We start from the raw sequence: 17,005 nt of genomic DNA, 5'->3' as shown, positions 1-17,005 counted from the left end.
TTCGCACAGCGCTACATCGGCCGGGCACGTTTGTTCTCGAATGATGCATGTGCGCCAGCCAGTACCCGCTGGCCGCTCCCTCCCATCAAGGAAACCCACCATGGAGATCAAGAAACAGCAAACCGCAGGCCCCTCTTCTCTGGCGCCATTGCACGACATCCATACCGACAACGCTCCCGTCACCGACGCCACATCGCCGGCGCAAACGCCGATGCACCCCAGCCTGTCGGCGCTCACTCCCCGCAACAGTTCGCGCGCGTCCACCGCCGACTCCGAGCACGGCGCTTCGCCGGTGCCCTCGCACGACGCCGAACCGCCAGCCCATTCACCCGAACGCGCCGCCGGCCCGTCCACCGCCCCCTCGCTTGCCGCCCGCGCAAACGCTGCATTGGCAAGCGGCGTTCAGCAGGCTTACGCTGCGGTATCGAAGGGGGCGTCCGATCTCTGGTCGCTGGCGGATCTGCGCACCATGCTGCAGATCCATGCGGACGATCCTGCATTCCTGCAGATGGTGCGTCACACCGACCCGGAACAGCACGCGCCGCACAGTCTGGCCGCGTGCCGCCAGCAGATCACCCAGCTGCGCGATGTCATCGAAGCGGCAACCGGTCTGGAAGCACGCTTCCGTCAGCAATTGCTCGGCGACATCAAGGCCGTGGAAGACGCGCTGCAGCCGCTGGAGCACGGCACACCTGCGGCCGGACGGGCGCTGAAGTCGCTCGCCAACCTGGTCAATCTCTGGCCGCTGGTGGTCCCCAGTCCGTTGCTGGGCAACCAGGTCAAGACCTTCGCCTATTCCATCGCCGGGGCATCCAAGGGCGTGATGACGCTCTCGGCCTCTGCGCTGCGCCCCACCGCCGACGGGCTTCCGTTCCCGCTGATGGGCGGGCAGCTGGGGCGCGACGCCAACGAAATGCACTTCTACGCCATTTTGCTCAACGGATTGTTTCTCACCACCGAACTGCCCAAGAAATTCGGCAACCCGTCCATGCGGCACCAGGCCGAAGCAGTGGAAAACAACCCGGGATTTGCCGCGGCCGCATCGACAGCGTGTGCGGCGATGGTGCTCACGCCCTTCCTCTGGAACAGCCTTAACGTGCTCGGCAATCGACTGCAACGCAAGGTGTCGCATCTGGGCGCCGGCATTGCAGAAAGCGCCGGTTTTCAGAGCCAGGCGCAGCGGTTGCGTGCACGCCTGACGCCCGGCCAGATCAGCACGCAACTGCGCGCGCAACTCAACGAGATCTGCGCCGCTCTGGAGAACGGCCGAGAAGCGTTTCAACAGGCACGTCGCGACTTCACCGACCCAAGCCAGGGGCGCGAGCTCACCCGCACGCTCAATGCCCAGTGCACGCAGCTGCTGGAGACGCTGGACCGATGCAGCAAGCGACTGAGCGCTGCGCTACAAGTGGACCAGAACCGGGACCAGGGCCTGCCAGCCGCCATCCCGCGCCAGGTGACCAACCACGACATCGCACCCAAGCTGGCATTGGCGTTGCTGGGGGCCGGCGTGACCGGGCTGACGGTCTACCTGATCCAGCCCGATCGCATCGGTACAGTCGACCTGGTCGCCGACACGATCGTTGTTACCGCGGTGATGATGCAGTCGGCGGTCAACGCACATGCGACCCGTCAGGACGCCATGGAACGCTTCAAGGCCATGTGCTCCGGCAGCTTGGTCATGGCGCTGGCACTGGGCGTGGAGAAACTGTCCAAGACCTTCGCAGACAAGAGCCTGATCGAAGCCTCGTCGGCATCGCCCTACTACGCCGGCGCGATCATGTCGCTGATGTCGATGACCATGCCGGGCCCGATGGCGCGTGGCGCAGAGCTGGCGATGAACTGGGGCGGGGCGCAGGTCATGCGGGTGTTCAAAGGGCCCGACGGCACCACGCTCGCAACCCGCATGCCCTCCTCGCCCGAGGAGCTCATCCAGAACGTGGAAGACACGGCCAGATATGTGCAGAGCCTGTCGCCGGACCAGGCACAGGAGTACGCGCAGCGGGTCGGCGAAATCGCCCTGCAGGTGATCGAGGACGCCGGTGCGCAGGCGCAGGCCAGGCCCAGCAGCAGCGTCACGATCACCGAGATCGACGACATCGCCGATATCGAGGAGACGAACGACGGCGCTGCGTTGGCCGCAGCCAGTGCATCGCCTGAGCAACGCTCGCCTGCGCACGCGCATCGGTCGCCGGATCAGGCCGCAACCAGCACAGCGCCTTCGTCCTGACGGGACGAGCGCCGGTCATCGGCAACTGCCATGTGCATGCGCAAGCGTGAGTGACGCGCATAAAAAACCCCGCCGTTCGGCGGGGTTTTTTTAACGCAACAGCCTAAGTGGCGTGGATCAGAAATCCATGCCGCCCATGCCGCCCATGCCGCCGCCGGCCGGCATCGCCGGCTCGTCCTTCTTCGGCGCATCGGCCACCATGGCTTCGGTGGTGATCATCAGGCCGGCGATCGAGGCGGCGTTCTGCAGTGCCGAACGGGTCACCTTGGTCGGGTCCAGGATGCCGAATTCGACCATGTCGCCGAACTCGCCATTGGCGGCGTTGTAGCCGTAGTTGCCGCTGCCTTCCTTGACCTTGTTCAGGATCACGGACGGCTCTTCGCCGGCATTGGCCACGATCTCGCGCAGCGGGGCTTCCATGGCGCGCAGGGCGATCTGGATGCCGTGGGTCTGGTCTTCGTTGGCGCCCTTGAGCTCGCCCACGGCCACCAGCGCACGCACCAGGGCCACGCCGCCGCCCGGGACCACGCCTTCTTCGACGGCTGCACGGGTGGCGTGCAGGGCGTCTTCGACGCGTGCCTTCTTTTCCTTCATTTCGATTTCGGTCGAGGCGCCGACCTTGATCACTGCAACGCCACCGGCCAGCTTGGCCACGCGCTCCTGCAGCTTCTCACGGTCGTAATCGGACGAGGTGTCTTCGATCTGGGTCTTGATCTGGCCCACGCGCGATTCGATCGCCGCGGTGTCGCCGGCGCCGTCGATGATGGTGGTGTTTTCCTTGGAGACCTGCACCTTCTTGGCGCGGCCCAGGTCCTTGATGGTCGCCTTCTCAAGCGCCAGGCCCACTTCCTCGGAGATCACGGTACCGCCGGTCAGCACGGCCATGTCTTCCAGCATCGCCTTGCGACGGTCGCCGAAGCCCGGTGCCTTGACGGCCACGACCTTGACGATGCCGCGGATGGTGTTGACCACCAGGGTCGCCAGCGCTTCGCCTTCGACTTCTTCGGCGACGATCAGCAGCGGCTTGCCGGCCTTGGCCACGCCTTCCAGCACGGGCAGCAGGTCACGCACGTTGGAGATCTTCTTGTCGTGCAGCAGGATGAACGGGTCGTCCAGATCGGCCGACTGGCTCTGCTGGTTGTTGATGAAGTACGGGGAGAGGTAGCCGCGATCGAACTGCATGCCCTCGACCACGTCCAGCTCGTTTTCCAGGCCCGAGCCTTCTTCAACGGTGATCACGCCTTCCTTGCCGACCTTCTGCATCGCTTCGGCAATGATGTTGCCGATCGACTCGTCCGAGTTGGCCGAGATGGTGCCGACCTGGGCAATCGCCTTGTCGTCGGTGGTGGGCTTGGAGATGTTCTTCAGCTCGACGACGGCGGCCTTGACGGCCTGGTCGATACCGCGCTTGAGGTCCATCGGGTTCATGCCGGCGGCCACGGCCTTGGCGCCTTCGCGGATCAGGGCCTGCGCGAGCACGGTGGCGGTGGTGGTGCCGTCGCCGGCGTTGTCGTTGGTCTTGGAAGCGACTTCCTTGACCATCTGCGCGCCCATGTTCTCGAACTTGTCAGCCAGTTCGATTTCCTTGGCGACGGAGACGCCGTCCTTGGTGATGGTCGGCGCGCCGAAGCTCTTTTCGAGCACGACGTTGCGGCCCTTCGGGCCCAGGGTGGCCTTGACGGCATTGGCAAGCACGTTGACGCCACGAACCATGCGGGTACGTGCGTCTTCACCGAAACGAATGTCTTTAGCAGCCATTGTCTGAAACTCCGGGATTTGAGATTGGGGATTGGGGATTGGCTAGAGCGGGTTCCGGGGGAGATGCGGGATCAGCTGCGCGACGCGCACTGACCAATCCCGAATCTCGACTCCCGAATCCCGCCGTCAACGGCTTTAGCCGATGACGGCCAGGATGTCGTCTTCGCGCAGCACCTTGTACTCGACGCCTTCGGACTTGTAGCTGCTGCCGGCGTACTGGCCGTAGATGACCTTGTCGCCCACCTTGACCACCGGCGCGCGCAGGCTGCCGTTGTCCAGCGGCTTGCCGGCGCCGATGGCGACGACTTCACCCTTGGTGGACTTTTCCTTGGCGGAGTCCGGGATCACGATGCCGCCGGCGGAAACTTCGTCGGCTTCGATCGGCTTGACTACAACGCGGTCGTGAAGCGGCTTGATGCTCATAGAGAAAGACCCTCTTAAGTAATTGATTGGCCTGGAAATTATCGGCGATGTTAGCACTCGTATATGACGACTGCCAGCACAGCGCGCGGAAAAAACCCGACAGAGCGGGTGCCGGCCAGAGATTGTGCTGGGCGGGCGGGTTTCAAGGGCCGGGCGCAAAAAATTTTCATCCGCTCGACACGCGGGGGCCACCGTGCAGCCAGGCAAGGCGTGAAGGATCGGGCCGGGGGCATGCGCCGCGACGTTCTGGGCACAGCCACGCGCGGGCGCTCGCCTGCAGCGCAGCCGGCGCCGGGGATTGCAGCGGCTAGGCGCGCTGCGCCGGGATCGCGCCACGCCACGGCACCCTACCCTCCCGAATGACCATTGCCCTGAAGTGGAACCAGGTTCCATCGGCTGTCATGCACAGGCTCTACAGTCGCGAACGCATTCCCCGATCACAAGGAGCTGTCGATGAGATTGCCGTTCCGTCGTCTTCCGCTGGCCTGCGCCGTAGCCCTGGCCGTCCCCACCGCCCACGCCGCGGTGTTCATCAACGAACTGCATTACGACGACGCGGGCGCCTCCGGCGACACCGGCGAAGGCGTGGAAGTGGTGGCCACTGCCGGCGAATCGCTGAGCGGCTACCGCATCCAGCTCTACAACGGCAGTACCCCGGGTGCGGCCACGGTCTACGCCACCACCGCGGTACCGGCCGGCAACCTGGTCAGCTGCGGCAGCCAGGTACGCATCGCCACGGTGAGCTACGCCAGCAACGGCGTACAGAACGGCCCCAACGACGGTGTGGCGCTGGTCGACCCCAACGGCCAGCTGGTGCAGTTCCTCAGCTACGAAGGCGCCATCACCGGCAGCGGCAGCGGCGGCGCCGCGGCCGGGGTCACCAGCCAGAACCTGCCGGTCAGCGAGAGCAACAGCAGTGCGGTCGGCAGCTCCCTGCAGCTCACCGGTACCGGCAGCAGCGCGGCCAACTTCAGCTGGGCCGGCTCGGCGGCGCAGACCTTCGGCGCGTGCAACCGCGGCCAGAGCTTCAACGGCAGCGGCGGTGGCGGAACCACCGGTGCCCCCAGCATCACCAGCACCACGCCTAGCCAGGGCGCGACCGGCTTTCCCGCCGCCGGCGACCTGAGCGTGGGTTTCAGCGAGGCGGTGACGCTGAGCAGCGGCGCCTTTGCGCTCAGCTGCGCCAGCTCCGGCACGGTGGCGCTCAGCCATCCAACCAGCGGCACCCGCTTCACCCTGTCCACCAATACCGCCTTGGTCGGTAGTGAGCGTTGCACCCTGGCGATCACCGCCAGCGCCATCCGCGATGCCAGCGGGCTGAGCCCGGCGGCCAATCAATCCATCGCCTTCACCGTGGCGACCGCCAGCGGCGGCGGCACCGGCTACTACGCGCGGGTGAACACCACCAGCCCCAGCCAGCTGCGCTGCTCGCTCAACGCCACCATCCGCGGCCACACGGTGTACCCGTACAGCGGCACCGGCACCAGTACCTGGACCATCCTGGAGATGGCCGACGAAGACCCCAACAACAGCGGCCGCATCCTGGACGCCTACCGCAACCGCAGCTACGCCAAGGTCAGCGACCGGGCCGGCACCGGCAGCGGGCTCACCTACAACCGCGAGCACACCTGGCCCAACTCGCTGGGCTTCGGCAGCGCCACCGGCGACCGCGGCCTGCCGTATGCGCCCTACACCGACACCCACATGCTGTACCTGACCAACACCACCTTCAACGCCGACCGTGGCAACAAGCCCTACGCCACCTGCACCAGCAGCTGCGGCGAGCGGGTGACCGAGGTCAACGACGGCAGCGGCGGCGGCAGCGGGCGCTATCCGGGCAATTCCAACTGGGTCCGCACGCCGGACGGCAACGGCGGCACCTTCGAGGTGTGGGGCCGGCGCAAGGGCGATATGGCGCGCGCGGTGATGTACATGGCGATCCGCTACGAAGGCGGCCTTGATGCGGCCACCGGCCAGTCCGAGCCGGACCTGGAGCTCACCGACGACCGCAGCCGGATCGTGCAGACCGCGTCCTCGCCCGCCTACATGGGCCTGCTGTCCACGCTGCTGGCCTGGCACCAGGCCGACCCGCCGGACGATGCCGAGCGGGCGCGCAACCAGGTGATCTTCAGCTTCCAGGGCAACCGCAACCCGTTCGTGGATCACCCCGAATGGGCCACCGCCGGCCTGTTCAATTCGGCCAAGCCGGCCAGTTGCCAGCTGGCCAACTGAGCGATACCGGCCCGGCGCCGGATGCGTCGGGCCGGTGCGCTGTGTGTGCGGAGCCGTTCTTGCGATGACCACGGTGCTGCTACGCCACCAGTGCGGGCACCGGAGTCAACCACCGCAGGGGGATCCCCTTGATCCGTGCTGATCCTTCGCCCCCCACTGGCACGCCAGCCGGGGGCGAACTGGATGCCGCGTTCCGGAACCCCCGGTCGATCCCCCGCAGGCAGGGGATTACACTGCCGGGTCCGATGACTGCCTCTTCCCTCCATTTGTTGCTCAGCACCTGCCCGGATGCCGACAGCGCCGAGCGCATCGCCCATGCCTTGCTGGACGAACGCCTTGCCGCCTGCGTCACCCAGCTGCCTGGCGTGCAGTCGCTGTATCGCTGGAACGGGGCGATCGAGCGCAGCAGCGAAGTGCAGTTGCTGATCAAGACCTGGGAAGACCGCCTGCCGGACGCCATCGCGCGGCTGCAGGCGCTGCATCCGTATGAACTGCCGGAGGCGGTAGCGGTCCACGCCAGCGCCGGGCTGCCGGCCTATCTCGATTGGGTCCGGGCCGAAACCCGCTAAGGAATCCTCAACCTCCATGAAGTCCCTGTCCCGCTGGATCGCCCGCCGCATGCTGTTGGCCGCCCCCCTGTTCGCCGCCTCGCTGGCGCTGGTGGCGCCCGCCGCGCAGGCGGTCAGCGAAGCCGACCTGCTGCCGGTGGACCAGGCCTTCGCGCTGAGTGCGCAGGCCGACAGCCGCGACAGCATTGCGCTGCAATGGAAGATCGCGCCGGGCTATTACCTTTATCGCCACCGCATCGGCGTCAAATCCGGCCAGGGCTTTGCCGCCGGCGAACTGACCCTGCCGGAAGGCGAGAGCAAGCACGACGCGTTCTTCGGCCAGGTGCAGACCTACCGCAAACTGCTGCAGGCCACCCTGGCCGGCAAGGCCGAGCCGTCGCTGCAGACCGCGGTGCTGCAGGTGCAGTACCAGGGCTGCGCCGACGCCGGCGTGTGCTACCCGCCGCAGCGCCGCGAGATCCGCGTCACCCTGCCCGGCGCACCGGCCGCCAATGCCGCCCCGCCGCGCGAGAACCTGGGCGCACTGGTGCCGCGCAACGCCTCCGGCCCACGGCTGTTCGGCGCCACCGGCCAGGCGGCCGGCATGGAGGCGCTGCCGCTGCCGGCCGAGCAGGCGTTCACTTTCGAAGCCATCGTCGGCGACGGCAACAGCCTGCTGCTGCGCTTCACCCCGGCGCCGGGCTACTACCTCTACCGCGACCGCACCTCGCTGGCACTGGAAGGCAGCAGCGGCGTGCGTACCGGCCTGCCGCGCTGGCCGCAGGGCAAGACCCACCGCGACGAGCACTTCGGCGATGTGGTGGTGTATTTCGACCAGGCCGAAGTCACCCTGCCGCTGCTGCGCGAGCGCGCCGACCCGGCTCGGGTGACCCTGGTGGCCACCTTCCAGGGCTGCCAGACCGATGGCATCTGCTATCCACCGATGACCCGCCGCGTGGCGCTGGACCTGCCCGCCGGCACGGTGTCGCCGCAGAACCAGGCGCAGGCCGCGCCGCTGATGATTTCGCCGCTGGCCGCCGGGCAGACGCCCGCCGAACCGGCCCCGCCCCAAGCCGCGCAGGGCGCGAGGCGTGCGACTGTCGACGCCTCGGCCGACAACCCGCAGCGCACCCAGCCGCCGCATACCGACAAGGGCCTGTTGGCGATGCTGGCGCTGGCGCTGTTGGGCGGGCTGGTGCTGAACCTGATGCCCTGCGTGCTGCCGATCCTGTCGCTGAAGGTGCTGGGCCTGGCGCACAGCGGCGAGAGCCGCAGCCACGCGCGCAGCCATGCCATCTGGTATTCGCTGGGCGTGCTGGTGTCCTTCGCTGCCATCGGCGGGCTGGTGATCGCGCTGCGCGCGGCCGGTCAGGCGGCCGGCTGGGGTTTCCAGCTGCAGCAGCCGTGGTTCGTGGCCGCGCTGGCCTACCTGATGTTTGCGGTCGGCCTGAGCCTGTCGGGCGTGTTCACCCTGGGCAGCAACCTGGGCGGCATCGGCCAGTCGCTGGCCGCGCGCAACGGCCCGCTGGGCGATTTCTTCACCGGCGTGCTGGCCTGCGTGGTCGCCAGCCCCTGCATCGCCCCGTTCATGGGCACCGCACTGGCGTATGCGTTCACCGCGCCGGCACTGCTGGCGATGCTGGTGTTCCTGGCGCTGGGCCTGGGCCTGGCGCTGCCATTCCTGCTGATCGGCTTCATCCCCTCGCTGGCCTGCCGCCTGCCCACGCCCGGCGCGTGGATGGAAACGCTCAAGCAGGTGCTGGCGTTCCCGATGTACCTCACCGCGATCTGGCTGCTGTGGGTGCTGGGCAAGCAGCGCGGCGTGGACGCAGTGGCGCTGATGCTGGTGGGCGCCACCTTGCTGGCGCTGGGCCTGTGGTGCTTCGAGCGCAGCCGCTGGAGCAGCCATCGCCCCGGCATGCGTCTGGCCGCGGTGATGCTGCTGCTGGCCATCGTGCCGGTGGTCGGCGTCACCCGCCTGCGCCTGCCGGCCGCCACCGCCGCCAGCGAAGGCGTGGTGGCGTTCTCGCCGCAGTTGCTGGACCGCCTGCGCGCGGACAACCGCGTGGTGTTCGTCAACATGACCGCCGACTGGTGCGTGACCTGCAAGGCCAACGAAAAGAACGTGCTGGGCAGCGCCGAATTCCGCGACGCCCTGCGCCGCGTGGATGCGGTGTACATGAAAGGCGACTGGACCAATGTCGACCCGGCCATCAGCACCTTCCTGGACCAGCACCAGGCCGTGGGCGTGCCGCTGTACGTGGTCTATGGCCCCGGCGCCCCGCCGGCGATCCTGCCCACCGTGCTGACCGGCGCGATCACCGAGGATGCGCTGCTGCGCGCGGCGCGCTGACGCAGCGGGTGAAGTAGCCGCGCATCCGGCGCGCCGCAGCGCCTGCGCAGTAGTGCGGGATGTTATGCGTGATCTGCGCTGGAGGGTGGGCGCCTGAATGCCGGCGCGCCCGTGCGTTGGCTGACAGCCGACTGTGATCCGTGTTGCCTCCGCCCTGCTGGCACCTCCGGCCTGCAGCGTGCAGGCGTAGTCGACGCATCTGCACTCCGGCATGGACGGCGATGCACGCCATCACCGGGCGACACCCGAACTGCCGCCGCGCGCACAGCGCGCCGACACGCAGCAGTGGACCATCCACTGACGGCACATCGATATCATTCAGTCGCCGGATGCATGCATCGGCGTGCAACGACGCGGTACTGCTGAACACACGCCCCGATCGGCGGCCGCAACCCGGCGCGGCCGTCAGGCCCGTCAAACCCGACCAGTCATGTCGCAATGCCCGCCGCGCCTGACGCCGCCGGCAACCACCGCAAGGATTCAATCAAACGTTTAAAACAGCTATAACTTCTGCTATCTGGACAGCATCGCCAGCATCGCGCAGACTTCCGGCCTTTCCGCTCCGCTGGATGTCATGGCCCACCTGCTGCTGCTGCATGGCCCCAACCTCAACCTGCTCGGCACCCGCGAGCCGGAGGTCTACGGACGTACCACGCTGGCGCAGATCGACGCCGCCCTGGTGGACCGCGCGCAGGCGGCCGGGCATGCGCTGAGCTGCCTGCAGTCCAATGCCGAACACATGCTGGTGGAGCGCATCCACGCCGCCCGCGAGGACGGCACCGCCTACATCCTGATCAACCCGGCTGCCTTTACCCATACCTCGGTGGCGCTGCGCGATGCACTGCTGGGCGTGGGCCTGCCGTTCGTGGAGATCCACCTGTCCAATCCGCATGCGCGCGAGCCGTTCCGCCACCGCAGCTATCTCAGCGACAAGGCCGACGGGGTGATCTGCGGCTTCGGTGCCGACAGCTACCGGCTGGCACTGGAAGCGGTGATCGCGCGCCTGGAGCGCGACGCATGACCCCTGCCATCCCGACGCCGCCCATCGCGCCGACGGGCCGACCCCATTCCGCCGGCACCCGCCGGCACTCTCCACCGATTCACCTCAAGAGGCCCTCATGGATCTCCGCAAAATCAAGAAACTGATCGACCTGCTCGAAGAATCCAATCTCGCCGAAATCGAGATCAAGGAAGGCGAAGAAAGCGTGCGCCTGGCCCGCGTGCCCAAGGGCACCCAAGTACTGAGCGCACCGGTGCAGCAGTACGCGCCTGCGCCGGCCGTGCAGGCGCAGGCACCGGCGGCGGCCAGCATGCCGATGCATTCGCCCACCGAGGCCTCCACCGGTGGCGCAAAGCACGCCGCCGCGCTGCCGGAAGGCCACGTGCTGCGCGCCCCCATGGTCGGCACCTTCTACACCTCCCCGTCCCCGGACAAGCCGGCCTTCGTCAGCGTGGGCCAGGCGGTCAAGGCCGGCGACACCCTGGCGATCATCGAGGCGATGAAGATGTTCAACCCGATCGAAGCCGACGTCTCCGGCACCATCGTCGCCATCCTCGGCGAAACCGGCCAGCCGGTGGAATTCGATCAGCCGTTGTTTGTGATTGGCTGAAGCGCCGGGATTCGGGAATCGTGATTCGGGATTCGCAAGAGCGACCACACGAGCGCCTGACAGTGTGGCGCGATGCGATGTCGCTCGTCGAAGCGATCTACCGCCTGAGCCACGACTTTCCTGATTCCGAACGCTTTGGGCTGACAGCACAGATGCGCCGCGCCGCGATCAGCATTCCATCCAACATTGCCGAAGGAGCTGCACATCGCTCCACGGCCGAGTACCTGCGCTATCTCTCGATGGCGCGCGGCTCATTGGCGGAGCTGGACACGCAATTGCAGATTGCAACGCGACTGCAGTTCGCGTCGCCCGATGCGGCAATTGCCGACCTGCTGAATCGCACGTTTGCCAAGCTCAACGCATTGATCCGCACGCTGGACGAGTCGCGACATCTCCGCGAACCCAGCGCCTTCTACGAATCTCCAATCCCGAATCCCCAATCCCATGCTAGATAAAGTCGTCATCGCCAACCGAGGTGAAATCGCGCTGCGCATCCTGCGCGCGTGCCACACGCTCGGCATCCGCACGGTCGCGGTGCATTCCACGGTCGACCGCAACCTCAAGCACGTGGCCATGGCCGACGAGTCGGTGTGCATCGGCCCGGCCGCCTCCAGCGACAGCTACCTCAACATCCCGGCGTTGATCGCCGCGGCCGAGGTGACCGATGCGCAGGCCATCCATCCCGGCTACGGCTTTTTGTCGGAAAACGCCGACTTTGCCGAGCGCGTGGAAGAATCCGGCTTCATCTTCATCGGCCCCAAGGCCGACACCATCCGCCTGATGGGCGACAAGGTCGAGGCGATCCGCGCGATGAAGGCCGCCGGCGTGCCGTGCGTGCCCGGTTCGGGCGGCCCGCTGGGCGATGACATCGTCGCCAACACCAAGGTGGCGCGCGAAATCGGCTACCCGGTGATCATCAAGGCCGCCGGCGGCGGCGGCGGACGCGGCATGCGCGTGGTGCATTCGGAAGCGGCGTTGAAGGCTGCGATCGAAACCACCAAGTCCGAAGCCAAGGCCGCTTTCAGCAACGATCAGGTCTACATGGAGAAGTTCCTGGAAAATCCGCGTCACGTGGAAATCCAGGTGCTGGCCGATGGCCAGGGCGGTGCGATCCATCTGGGCGAACGCGATTGCTCGATGCAGCGCCGCCACCAGAAAGTGGTGGAAGAAGCGCCGGCACCGGGCATCACCGAAGCACTGCGCAACGAGATCGGCCAGGTCTGCGTGGATGCCTGCATCCGCATCGGCTACCGCGGCGCCGGCACCTTCGAATTCCTGTTCGAAGGCGGGCGCTTCTACTTCATCGAAATGAACACCCGCATCCAGGTGGAGCACCCGGTCACCGAGCGCATCACCGGCATCGACCTGGTCTGCGAGCAGCTGCGCATTGCCGCCGGCCACAAGCTCAGCATCAAGCAGAGCGACATCGTGCTGCGCGGGCATGCGATCGAATGCCGCATCAATGCCGAAGACCCTGAAACCTTCATGCCCAACCCGGGCCTGATCACCGCCTTCCACCCGCCGGGTGGTCCGGGCGTGCGCGTGGATACGCACATCTACGCCGGCTACAAGGTGCCACCGAACTACGACTCGATGATCGGCAAGCTGATCGTGCACGGCCCGGACCGCGAGACCGCCATCGCACGCATGCGCGTGGCGCTGAGCGAGATGGTGGTGGACGGCATCAAGACCAACATCCCGTTGCAGCAGCGCATCATGCGCGACAAGGGCTTCCAGGCCGGTGGGCAGAACATCCACTACCTGGAGAAGCGCCTGGCCGAGCGCAAGAACAAGTCGATCGCGCTGGTCTGATCGCACCGGCCAGTGCACCGCGCAACAAGCCCGGGAAACCGGGCTTGTTGCGTTGTTGCCCGGTGCATCGCGGCGGCAGTGCCTCATGCAGGCCAGCCGACCTGTGCGTAGGAGCGCACCCGGGCGCGACGGGCTTCACCGGTGCAGCCCGTCGCGCCCGGGTGCGCTCCTACGGGATCCTGGGTGCTACCGGATCCGCGGTGCCGGCTGCTGGCTGCCCCGCACCGGCACGATGCCGCTGGAGGAGGCCGGGTCGACCACGGTCATGGTTTCGGTGGAGCCATCCGGCCACACCACCTGGAAGGTGGAGCCGGCCGGCAATGTCGAAAACGGCATCGCGCTGCTGGCGCGGTACACCGCGGCCACCTGGCTGGCGCCATGCCGTCGCTGCTGTTCATCGGCGGCAACCGTGGTCGACTTGACCGACAGCGGCTGGTAGCGGTGATCGGCGGTATCGATCATCACGATGCCCACGGCCGCAGCCGAATACGCCACAAACAGCGCCACCCACAACCAGAACTTGGCGCCGTGCGCCCATCGACGGTAATTCATGACTGCGCTCCCGACTCGGATACCAGTGTATCGACCATCTCATCCACCCTGTCTGCTCCCTGCCGCGGTACCGCGGCATCGAATACGAACGACACAAAATCCTGCGCGCCTTCGCGCGAGCAGATGCCCGCGTTGGCGCAGTAACTGGTGACCAGCGTGCTGTCGGCGCTGCAGTCCAGGCCCAGCCGGCATGCGGCCACCTGCCAGGCGAGCTCGGCGAACTGGTCGCCAGCCACATACCCTTCCAGGCTGTCGTCGCCGCTGGCGCGTGCGCCCATTGCAGGCGACAGCGCCAGATACGCCTCCGGGTCGCGCGAGGCCAGCACGCGCTGCACCAGCGCGCGCTTGTAGGTCGGCGTTGCCTGCAGCGGCTCGCCCAGGGCCAGCAGGGCTGCCTCGGCGGCCAGGCTGCCGCCGCGCGCGGCGCGCAGGCGCTGCTGCGCAAGCAGGCGCGGGCTGAGCCCATCGCCGGGCGCGAAGCCGGCACAACGCTGCGCCACCCGATCACGTGCGGCGTGCATGGCTGCCACGCCCGGCGTGGCGTGCGCGGCGATCCACTCGCTATCGGCGGCATAACCGGCAGGGCTGGCGGCGTAGGGCGCGCAATAGTCGTAAACCCGGCTCAAACGCCACCCGGCCTGCGCATCGCCGGCGCGCACCTGCTGCCGCAACTGCTGCGCGTAGCGGTACAGATCCGGCTGCGCATCCACTGCATCGCGATACGGCAGATGCAGGGCGTTGCCGCGTTCAAGCTGCGCGCCAGATGCAGGCGCGACAGCTGCGACGTGCATGACGCCGTTGCCGAGCGGCGCAGCGTCGGTGGCCACCGCGGTAGGTTGCGCGCGCAGATGCCACCACCCTGCCGCCGCGAGCGCGACGGGAGCGAGCAACAGCCAGAGATGGCGGGCACGAGCAAGCGGCATGACAGCGGCAACCCAGCTGCGGACGCACCCGCAGCGACGGCGCGGAGTCTAGCACTCGGCTGTGCAGCCAGCCGCGGCCAGCGAGCACTGCCGCACAGGCCTGTAAGGGTGGGACATCCATGCGGTGACGATCTGCGCGAGATGGCTGTGAGTGGCGCGCCACGCATGTTTGGTTGCACGGCAACGCAACCAGCACTCTGGGCGGGCATGCGCGCACCTGTGCCTTCACGCGGCAGCGGGCCGGCGCGAATGGTCTACGATGCACGCCTTCACTGTTACCGATCGCCACGATGCCGTTTCTTGAACTGACCCTGCCCTGCTCCGAAGCCGCCCAGCCCCGCTTTCAGACCGCACTCGAAGAGGTCGGCGCGCTGGCGGTGACCCTGCTCGACGCCAATACCGATGGCAGCAACGACCACGCCATCCTGGAACCGGGCGTGGGCGAAACGCCGCTATGGCAGGAACTGGAGATGACCGCGCTGTTCGATGGCGAGAGCGATCCGCTGCAGGTGCTGGTTGCGCTGGAAGGGTTCGACCCGGAGCTGGACTGGGGCCAGGTGTCGTTTCGCATGGTCGAAGACAGCGACTGGATCCGCGCCTGGATGGATCTGTTCAAGCCAATGCAATTTGGCACGCGCACCTTCGTCGTGCCCTGGGATCAGGCCCTGCCCGAAGCCGCCAACACGCCCGATGCCGCCGTAGTGCGGCTGGACCCGGGCCTGGCGTTCGGCTCGGGCACACACCAGACCACCGCGTTGTGCCTGCGTTGGTTGGACAGCCTGGCCGGCAGCGGCGAACTGCAGAGCCGCCAGGTGCTCGATTTCGGGTGTGGCTCGGGCATTCTTGCGGTCGCCGCGCTGAAGCTGGGCGCCATCCACGCCGTCGGCGTGGACAATGACCCGCAGGCGCTGCTGGCCACCACCGAAAACGCGCAACGCAACGGCGTGGACGCACAGTTGGCCGTGTACATGCCGGAGGACGAGCCGGTGCAGACCTACCCGGTGGTGGTCGCCAACATCCTCGCGAAGTCGCTGGATGCGCTGGCCGAGCTGCTGGCCGCGCGCGTGGCTCCGGGTGGCCGCCTGGCGATGTCGGGCATCCTGCACGGGCAGGAAGACGAACTGATGGAGCGTTACGCCCCCTGGTTCGAGCAATTGCGTTGCGAACGCGAGGAAGACTGGATGCGCATCGATGGCGTTCGCCGCCACTGAGCCGACCAGGGCACGTCAGCTGCCTTGAGGTGAGTGCCTTGAGCAGAGTGCGCAGCGACCTGTGGCCGGCGACGCCAAGCCTACGCTGGCGGCCCCGGCTCCCCCCCCCGGCAGGTCGCGCAGCGCAGGCTCGGCATGTTACGGCCCACGCCCGGGGGGATGTTGCCGGATGGGTGGGCCGTCAACGGCCCGGGACGGCTCCGAACGCGCCCGACAAGGCGCTGTGGCGACAGCCACGCCGACGCCACGCAGCCCTGCTCCACTGCGCCTATGGCGGCATCTGCTTCGATGGCAGCGCATCCCGACCTGTCTGGCGTGCGCCAGGCGGTTACCGCTGCGGGCGGGCGGCGCGGATCTGCGCCGTGGTCACCGCATCGGCCACGCTGATCGCACGCAGCCGGGTCACCGGCTGCCAGCCATCGCGCTGCAGCGCGTCGCTGCGCCAGCGCCCGGCGTGCCGGCCCGCCCGCACACGCAACACCAGCTCGGCCACCAACAGCACCGCCCAGCCGCTCAGCGACCATGCCTGGGCACCGGCGAGCGCCATGCCGGCAGCCAACACCGCCAGCAGGCCCCCCTTTCCCAGCAGCGGCCACTGCCGATACCGCAGCGCCCAGCCACGCGGCGCCAGCGCCGCTGACCAGTGCGCCCCCTCGGCAACCGCGGTCCAGTGCTGGCCGCGTTGCCAGACCTGGTAGCAGGCGGCGCCCCGGAACCGCTGTACCGCCGGATCCAGCGGCGAATCGGCTCGCCACCGCAGCTGCGCCGGCGGCGTGTCTGCCGCTATGCGGTCAGTCCTGGAAGCGACAGGCTCGACCATGAACACTCTCCTTGAGTTCGCTGTGATCTCGTCGTCAGTGACATCTCGACAGTATCGCAAACATATACTTATATGAAAGACATACGAACTATCCCCAAGCGCTGCTAGGGCTATATCTCCCGGCCCTGTCCGTCTCCCATCCGGTGCCGTGTGAGCAAGCTGTACGAACGAGTACGCGAGGCCCGCAGCTTCACCAAGCTGACCCAGGAAGCCCTGGCCGGCGAGCTGGGCGTGACCCGCAGTGCGGTGGCGCAATGGGAGATGGCCGAAGGCACCGCGCCCTCGGTGGAAAACCTGATCGGCCTGGCCAAGCGCAGCGGCATGGCCTTCGAATACCTGGCCACCGGCCGCGGTGAACGCGTGTTCGGCCCGCCGGTGTTGGCCATTGCCGAAGAGCCGGCCCAGTACCGCCGCCTGGACGACCAGCAACGCGTGCTGCTGGCGCGCTTCGACACCCTGGCGCCGCGGCAACGCAGCGGGCTGCTGGATCTGTTGCAGGCCAAGGGGAAGACGCGGCGGCGGCGGTGAGATTC

Annotated in this window: 15 protein-coding genes; 10 read left to right on the top strand and 5 right to left on the bottom strand. The window is 67.5% G+C overall.

All coding sequences use genetic code 11. The features are described 5' to 3' along the window. Positions 1-100: 100 nt before the first annotated feature. Positions 101-2,230 carry a XopX family type III secretion system effector gene (gene xopX, locus XCSCFBP4642_RS0104055; RefSeq protein WP_029218655.1) on the top strand — a complete coding sequence of 710 codons (2,130 nt, stop codon included), beginning with the start codon at positions 101-103 and terminating at the stop codon, positions 2,228-2,230. Positions 2,231-2,347: 117 nt separating this feature from the next. Here xopX and groL read toward each other — a convergent pair whose 3' ends face one another. Beyond that, positions 2,348-3,988, bottom strand: a complete 1,641-nt coding sequence (gene groL, locus XCSCFBP4642_RS0104050) for a chaperonin GroEL (RefSeq protein ID WP_029218654.1) — start codon at positions 3,986-3,988, stop codon at positions 2,348-2,350. A gap of 135 nt (positions 3,989-4,123) precedes the next feature. Continuing rightward, the gene (locus tag XCSCFBP4642_RS0104045) at positions 4,124-4,411 is read right to left on the bottom strand and encodes a co-chaperone GroES (protein WP_003483210.1); all 288 of its coding nucleotides are present in this window, start codon (positions 4,409-4,411) and stop codon (positions 4,124-4,126) included. Positions 4,412-4,864: 453 nt separating this feature from the next. Between XCSCFBP4642_RS0104045 and XCSCFBP4642_RS0104040 the strand changes: the two genes are divergently transcribed. The 7 genes from XCSCFBP4642_RS0104040 to accC all read left to right on the top strand — a co-directional run bounded on the left by XCSCFBP4642_RS0104040 (position 4,865) and on the right by accC (position 12,966). Further along, a complete protein-coding gene (locus XCSCFBP4642_RS0104040) occupies positions 4,865-6,643 on the top strand; it encodes an endonuclease (protein ID WP_029218653.1) in 1,779 nt (592 codons plus the stop codon). A gap of 245 nt (positions 6,644-6,888) precedes the next feature. Next, entirely contained in the window at positions 6,889-7,212 is a 324-nt protein-coding gene (cutA, locus tag XCSCFBP4642_RS0104035; RefSeq protein ID WP_029218652.1) for a divalent-cation tolerance protein CutA, read from the top strand. Positions 7,213-7,228: 16 nt separating this feature from the next. Then, positions 7,229-9,544, top strand: a complete 2,316-nt coding sequence (locus tag XCSCFBP4642_RS0104030) for a protein-disulfide reductase DsbD family protein (protein WP_029218651.1) — start codon at positions 7,229-7,231, stop codon at positions 9,542-9,544. Positions 9,545-10,118: 574 nt separating this feature from the next. Next, positions 10,119-10,565 (top strand): type II 3-dehydroquinate dehydratase, encoded by a 447-nt coding sequence (aroQ, locus tag XCSCFBP4642_RS0104020; RefSeq protein ID WP_029218650.1) that lies wholly within the window; start codon positions 10,119-10,121, stop codon positions 10,563-10,565. 97 nt (positions 10,566-10,662) lie between these two features. Further along, positions 10,663-11,154: an acetyl-CoA carboxylase biotin carboxyl carrier protein gene (accB, locus tag XCSCFBP4642_RS0104015; RefSeq protein ID WP_029218649.1), complete on the top strand. Its 492-nt coding sequence runs from the start codon at positions 10,663-10,665 to the stop codon at positions 11,152-11,154. A gap of 77 nt (positions 11,155-11,231) precedes the next feature. Continuing rightward, positions 11,232-11,609 (top strand): four helix bundle protein, encoded by a 378-nt coding sequence (locus XCSCFBP4642_RS0104010; RefSeq protein WP_235048274.1) that lies wholly within the window; start codon positions 11,232-11,234, stop codon positions 11,607-11,609. Further along, the gene (accC, locus tag XCSCFBP4642_RS0104005; RefSeq protein ID WP_029218647.1) at positions 11,599-12,966 is read left to right on the top strand and encodes an acetyl-CoA carboxylase biotin carboxylase subunit; all 1,368 of its coding nucleotides are present in this window, start codon (positions 11,599-11,601) and stop codon (positions 12,964-12,966) included. The genes XCSCFBP4642_RS0104010 and accC overlap by 11 nt, the downstream gene beginning before the upstream one ends. 186 nt (positions 12,967-13,152) lie before the next feature. Here the strand turns inward: accC and XCSCFBP4642_RS0104000 are convergent, their stop codons facing one another. Both XCSCFBP4642_RS0104000 and XCSCFBP4642_RS0103995 read right to left on the bottom strand, forming a co-directional pair. Then, positions 13,153-13,518, bottom strand: a complete 366-nt coding sequence (locus tag XCSCFBP4642_RS0104000) for a hypothetical protein (protein ID WP_029218646.1) — start codon at positions 13,516-13,518, stop codon at positions 13,153-13,155. Continuing rightward, positions 13,515-14,441: a hypothetical protein gene (locus tag XCSCFBP4642_RS0103995; RefSeq protein ID WP_029218645.1), complete on the bottom strand. Its 927-nt coding sequence runs from the start codon at positions 14,439-14,441 to the stop codon at positions 13,515-13,517. Before XCSCFBP4642_RS0103995 ends, XCSCFBP4642_RS0104000 begins: the two co-directional genes overlap by 4 nt. A 290-nt stretch (positions 14,442-14,731) precedes the next feature. On the opposite strand from XCSCFBP4642_RS0103995, the gene prmA reads away from it, so the two are divergent. Further along, complete coding sequence (gene prmA / locus XCSCFBP4642_RS0103990) at positions 14,732-15,652, top strand: 50S ribosomal protein L11 methyltransferase (RefSeq protein ID WP_029218644.1); 921 nt, start codon at positions 14,732-14,734, stop codon at positions 15,650-15,652. A 328-nt stretch (positions 15,653-15,980) separates the two neighbouring features. Here prmA and XCSCFBP4642_RS0103985 read toward each other — a convergent pair whose 3' ends face one another. Continuing rightward, a complete protein-coding gene (locus XCSCFBP4642_RS0103985) occupies positions 15,981-16,478 on the bottom strand; it encodes a hypothetical protein (RefSeq protein WP_033897964.1) in 498 nt (165 codons plus the stop codon). A 144-nt stretch (positions 16,479-16,622) separates the two neighbouring features. On the opposite strand from XCSCFBP4642_RS0103985, the gene XCSCFBP4642_RS0103980 reads away from it, so the two are divergent. After that, on the top strand, positions 16,623-17,000 hold the full coding sequence (locus XCSCFBP4642_RS0103980; RefSeq protein ID WP_029218642.1) for a helix-turn-helix domain-containing protein: 378 nt from the start codon (positions 16,623-16,625) through the stop codon (positions 16,998-17,000). The last annotated feature ends 5 nt before the right edge of the window (positions 17,001-17,005 follow it).

The sequence above is a fragment of the Xanthomonas cassavae CFBP 4642 genome (assembly GCF_000454545.1).
Classification (GTDB): Bacteria; Pseudomonadota; Gammaproteobacteria; order Xanthomonadales; family Xanthomonadaceae; genus Xanthomonas; species Xanthomonas cassavae.
The sequence above is the reverse complement of the archived record's forward strand: the minus strand, read 5'-3'. Positions and strand labels throughout refer to the sequence as shown.

Excerpts from the sequence above, each read along its gene's own strand:
- xopX (WP_029218655.1), top strand. The coding sequence starts at position 101 with ATGGAGATCAAGAAACAGCAAACCGCAGGCCCCTCTTCTCTGGCGCCA.
- groL (WP_029218654.1), bottom strand. The coding sequence starts at position 3,988 with ATGGCTGCTAAAGACATTCGTTTCGGTGAAGACGCACGTACCCGCATG.
- XCSCFBP4642_RS0104045 (WP_003483210.1), bottom strand. The coding sequence starts at position 4,411 with ATGAGCATCAAGCCGCTTCACGACCGCGTTGTAGTCAAGCCGATCGAA.
- XCSCFBP4642_RS0104040 (WP_029218653.1), top strand. The coding sequence starts at position 4,865 with ATGAGATTGCCGTTCCGTCGTCTTCCGCTGGCCTGCGCCGTAGCCCTG.
- cutA (WP_029218652.1), top strand. The coding sequence starts at position 6,889 with ATGACTGCCTCTTCCCTCCATTTGTTGCTCAGCACCTGCCCGGATGCC.
- XCSCFBP4642_RS0104030 (WP_029218651.1), top strand. The coding sequence starts at position 7,229 with ATGAAGTCCCTGTCCCGCTGGATCGCCCGCCGCATGCTGTTGGCCGCC.
- aroQ (WP_029218650.1), top strand. The coding sequence starts at position 10,119 with ATGGCCCACCTGCTGCTGCTGCATGGCCCCAACCTCAACCTGCTCGGC.
- accB (WP_029218649.1), top strand. The coding sequence starts at position 10,663 with ATGGATCTCCGCAAAATCAAGAAACTGATCGACCTGCTCGAAGAATCC.
- XCSCFBP4642_RS0104010 (WP_235048274.1), top strand. The coding sequence starts at position 11,232 with ATGTCGCTCGTCGAAGCGATCTACCGCCTGAGCCACGACTTTCCTGAT.
- accC (WP_029218647.1), top strand. The coding sequence starts at position 11,599 with ATGCTAGATAAAGTCGTCATCGCCAACCGAGGTGAAATCGCGCTGCGC.
- XCSCFBP4642_RS0104000 (WP_029218646.1), bottom strand. The coding sequence starts at position 13,518 with ATGAATTACCGTCGATGGGCGCACGGCGCCAAGTTCTGGTTGTGGGTG.
- XCSCFBP4642_RS0103995 (WP_029218645.1), bottom strand. The coding sequence starts at position 14,441 with ATGCCGCTTGCTCGTGCCCGCCATCTCTGGCTGTTGCTCGCTCCCGTC.
- prmA (WP_029218644.1), top strand. The coding sequence starts at position 14,732 with ATGCCGTTTCTTGAACTGACCCTGCCCTGCTCCGAAGCCGCCCAGCCC.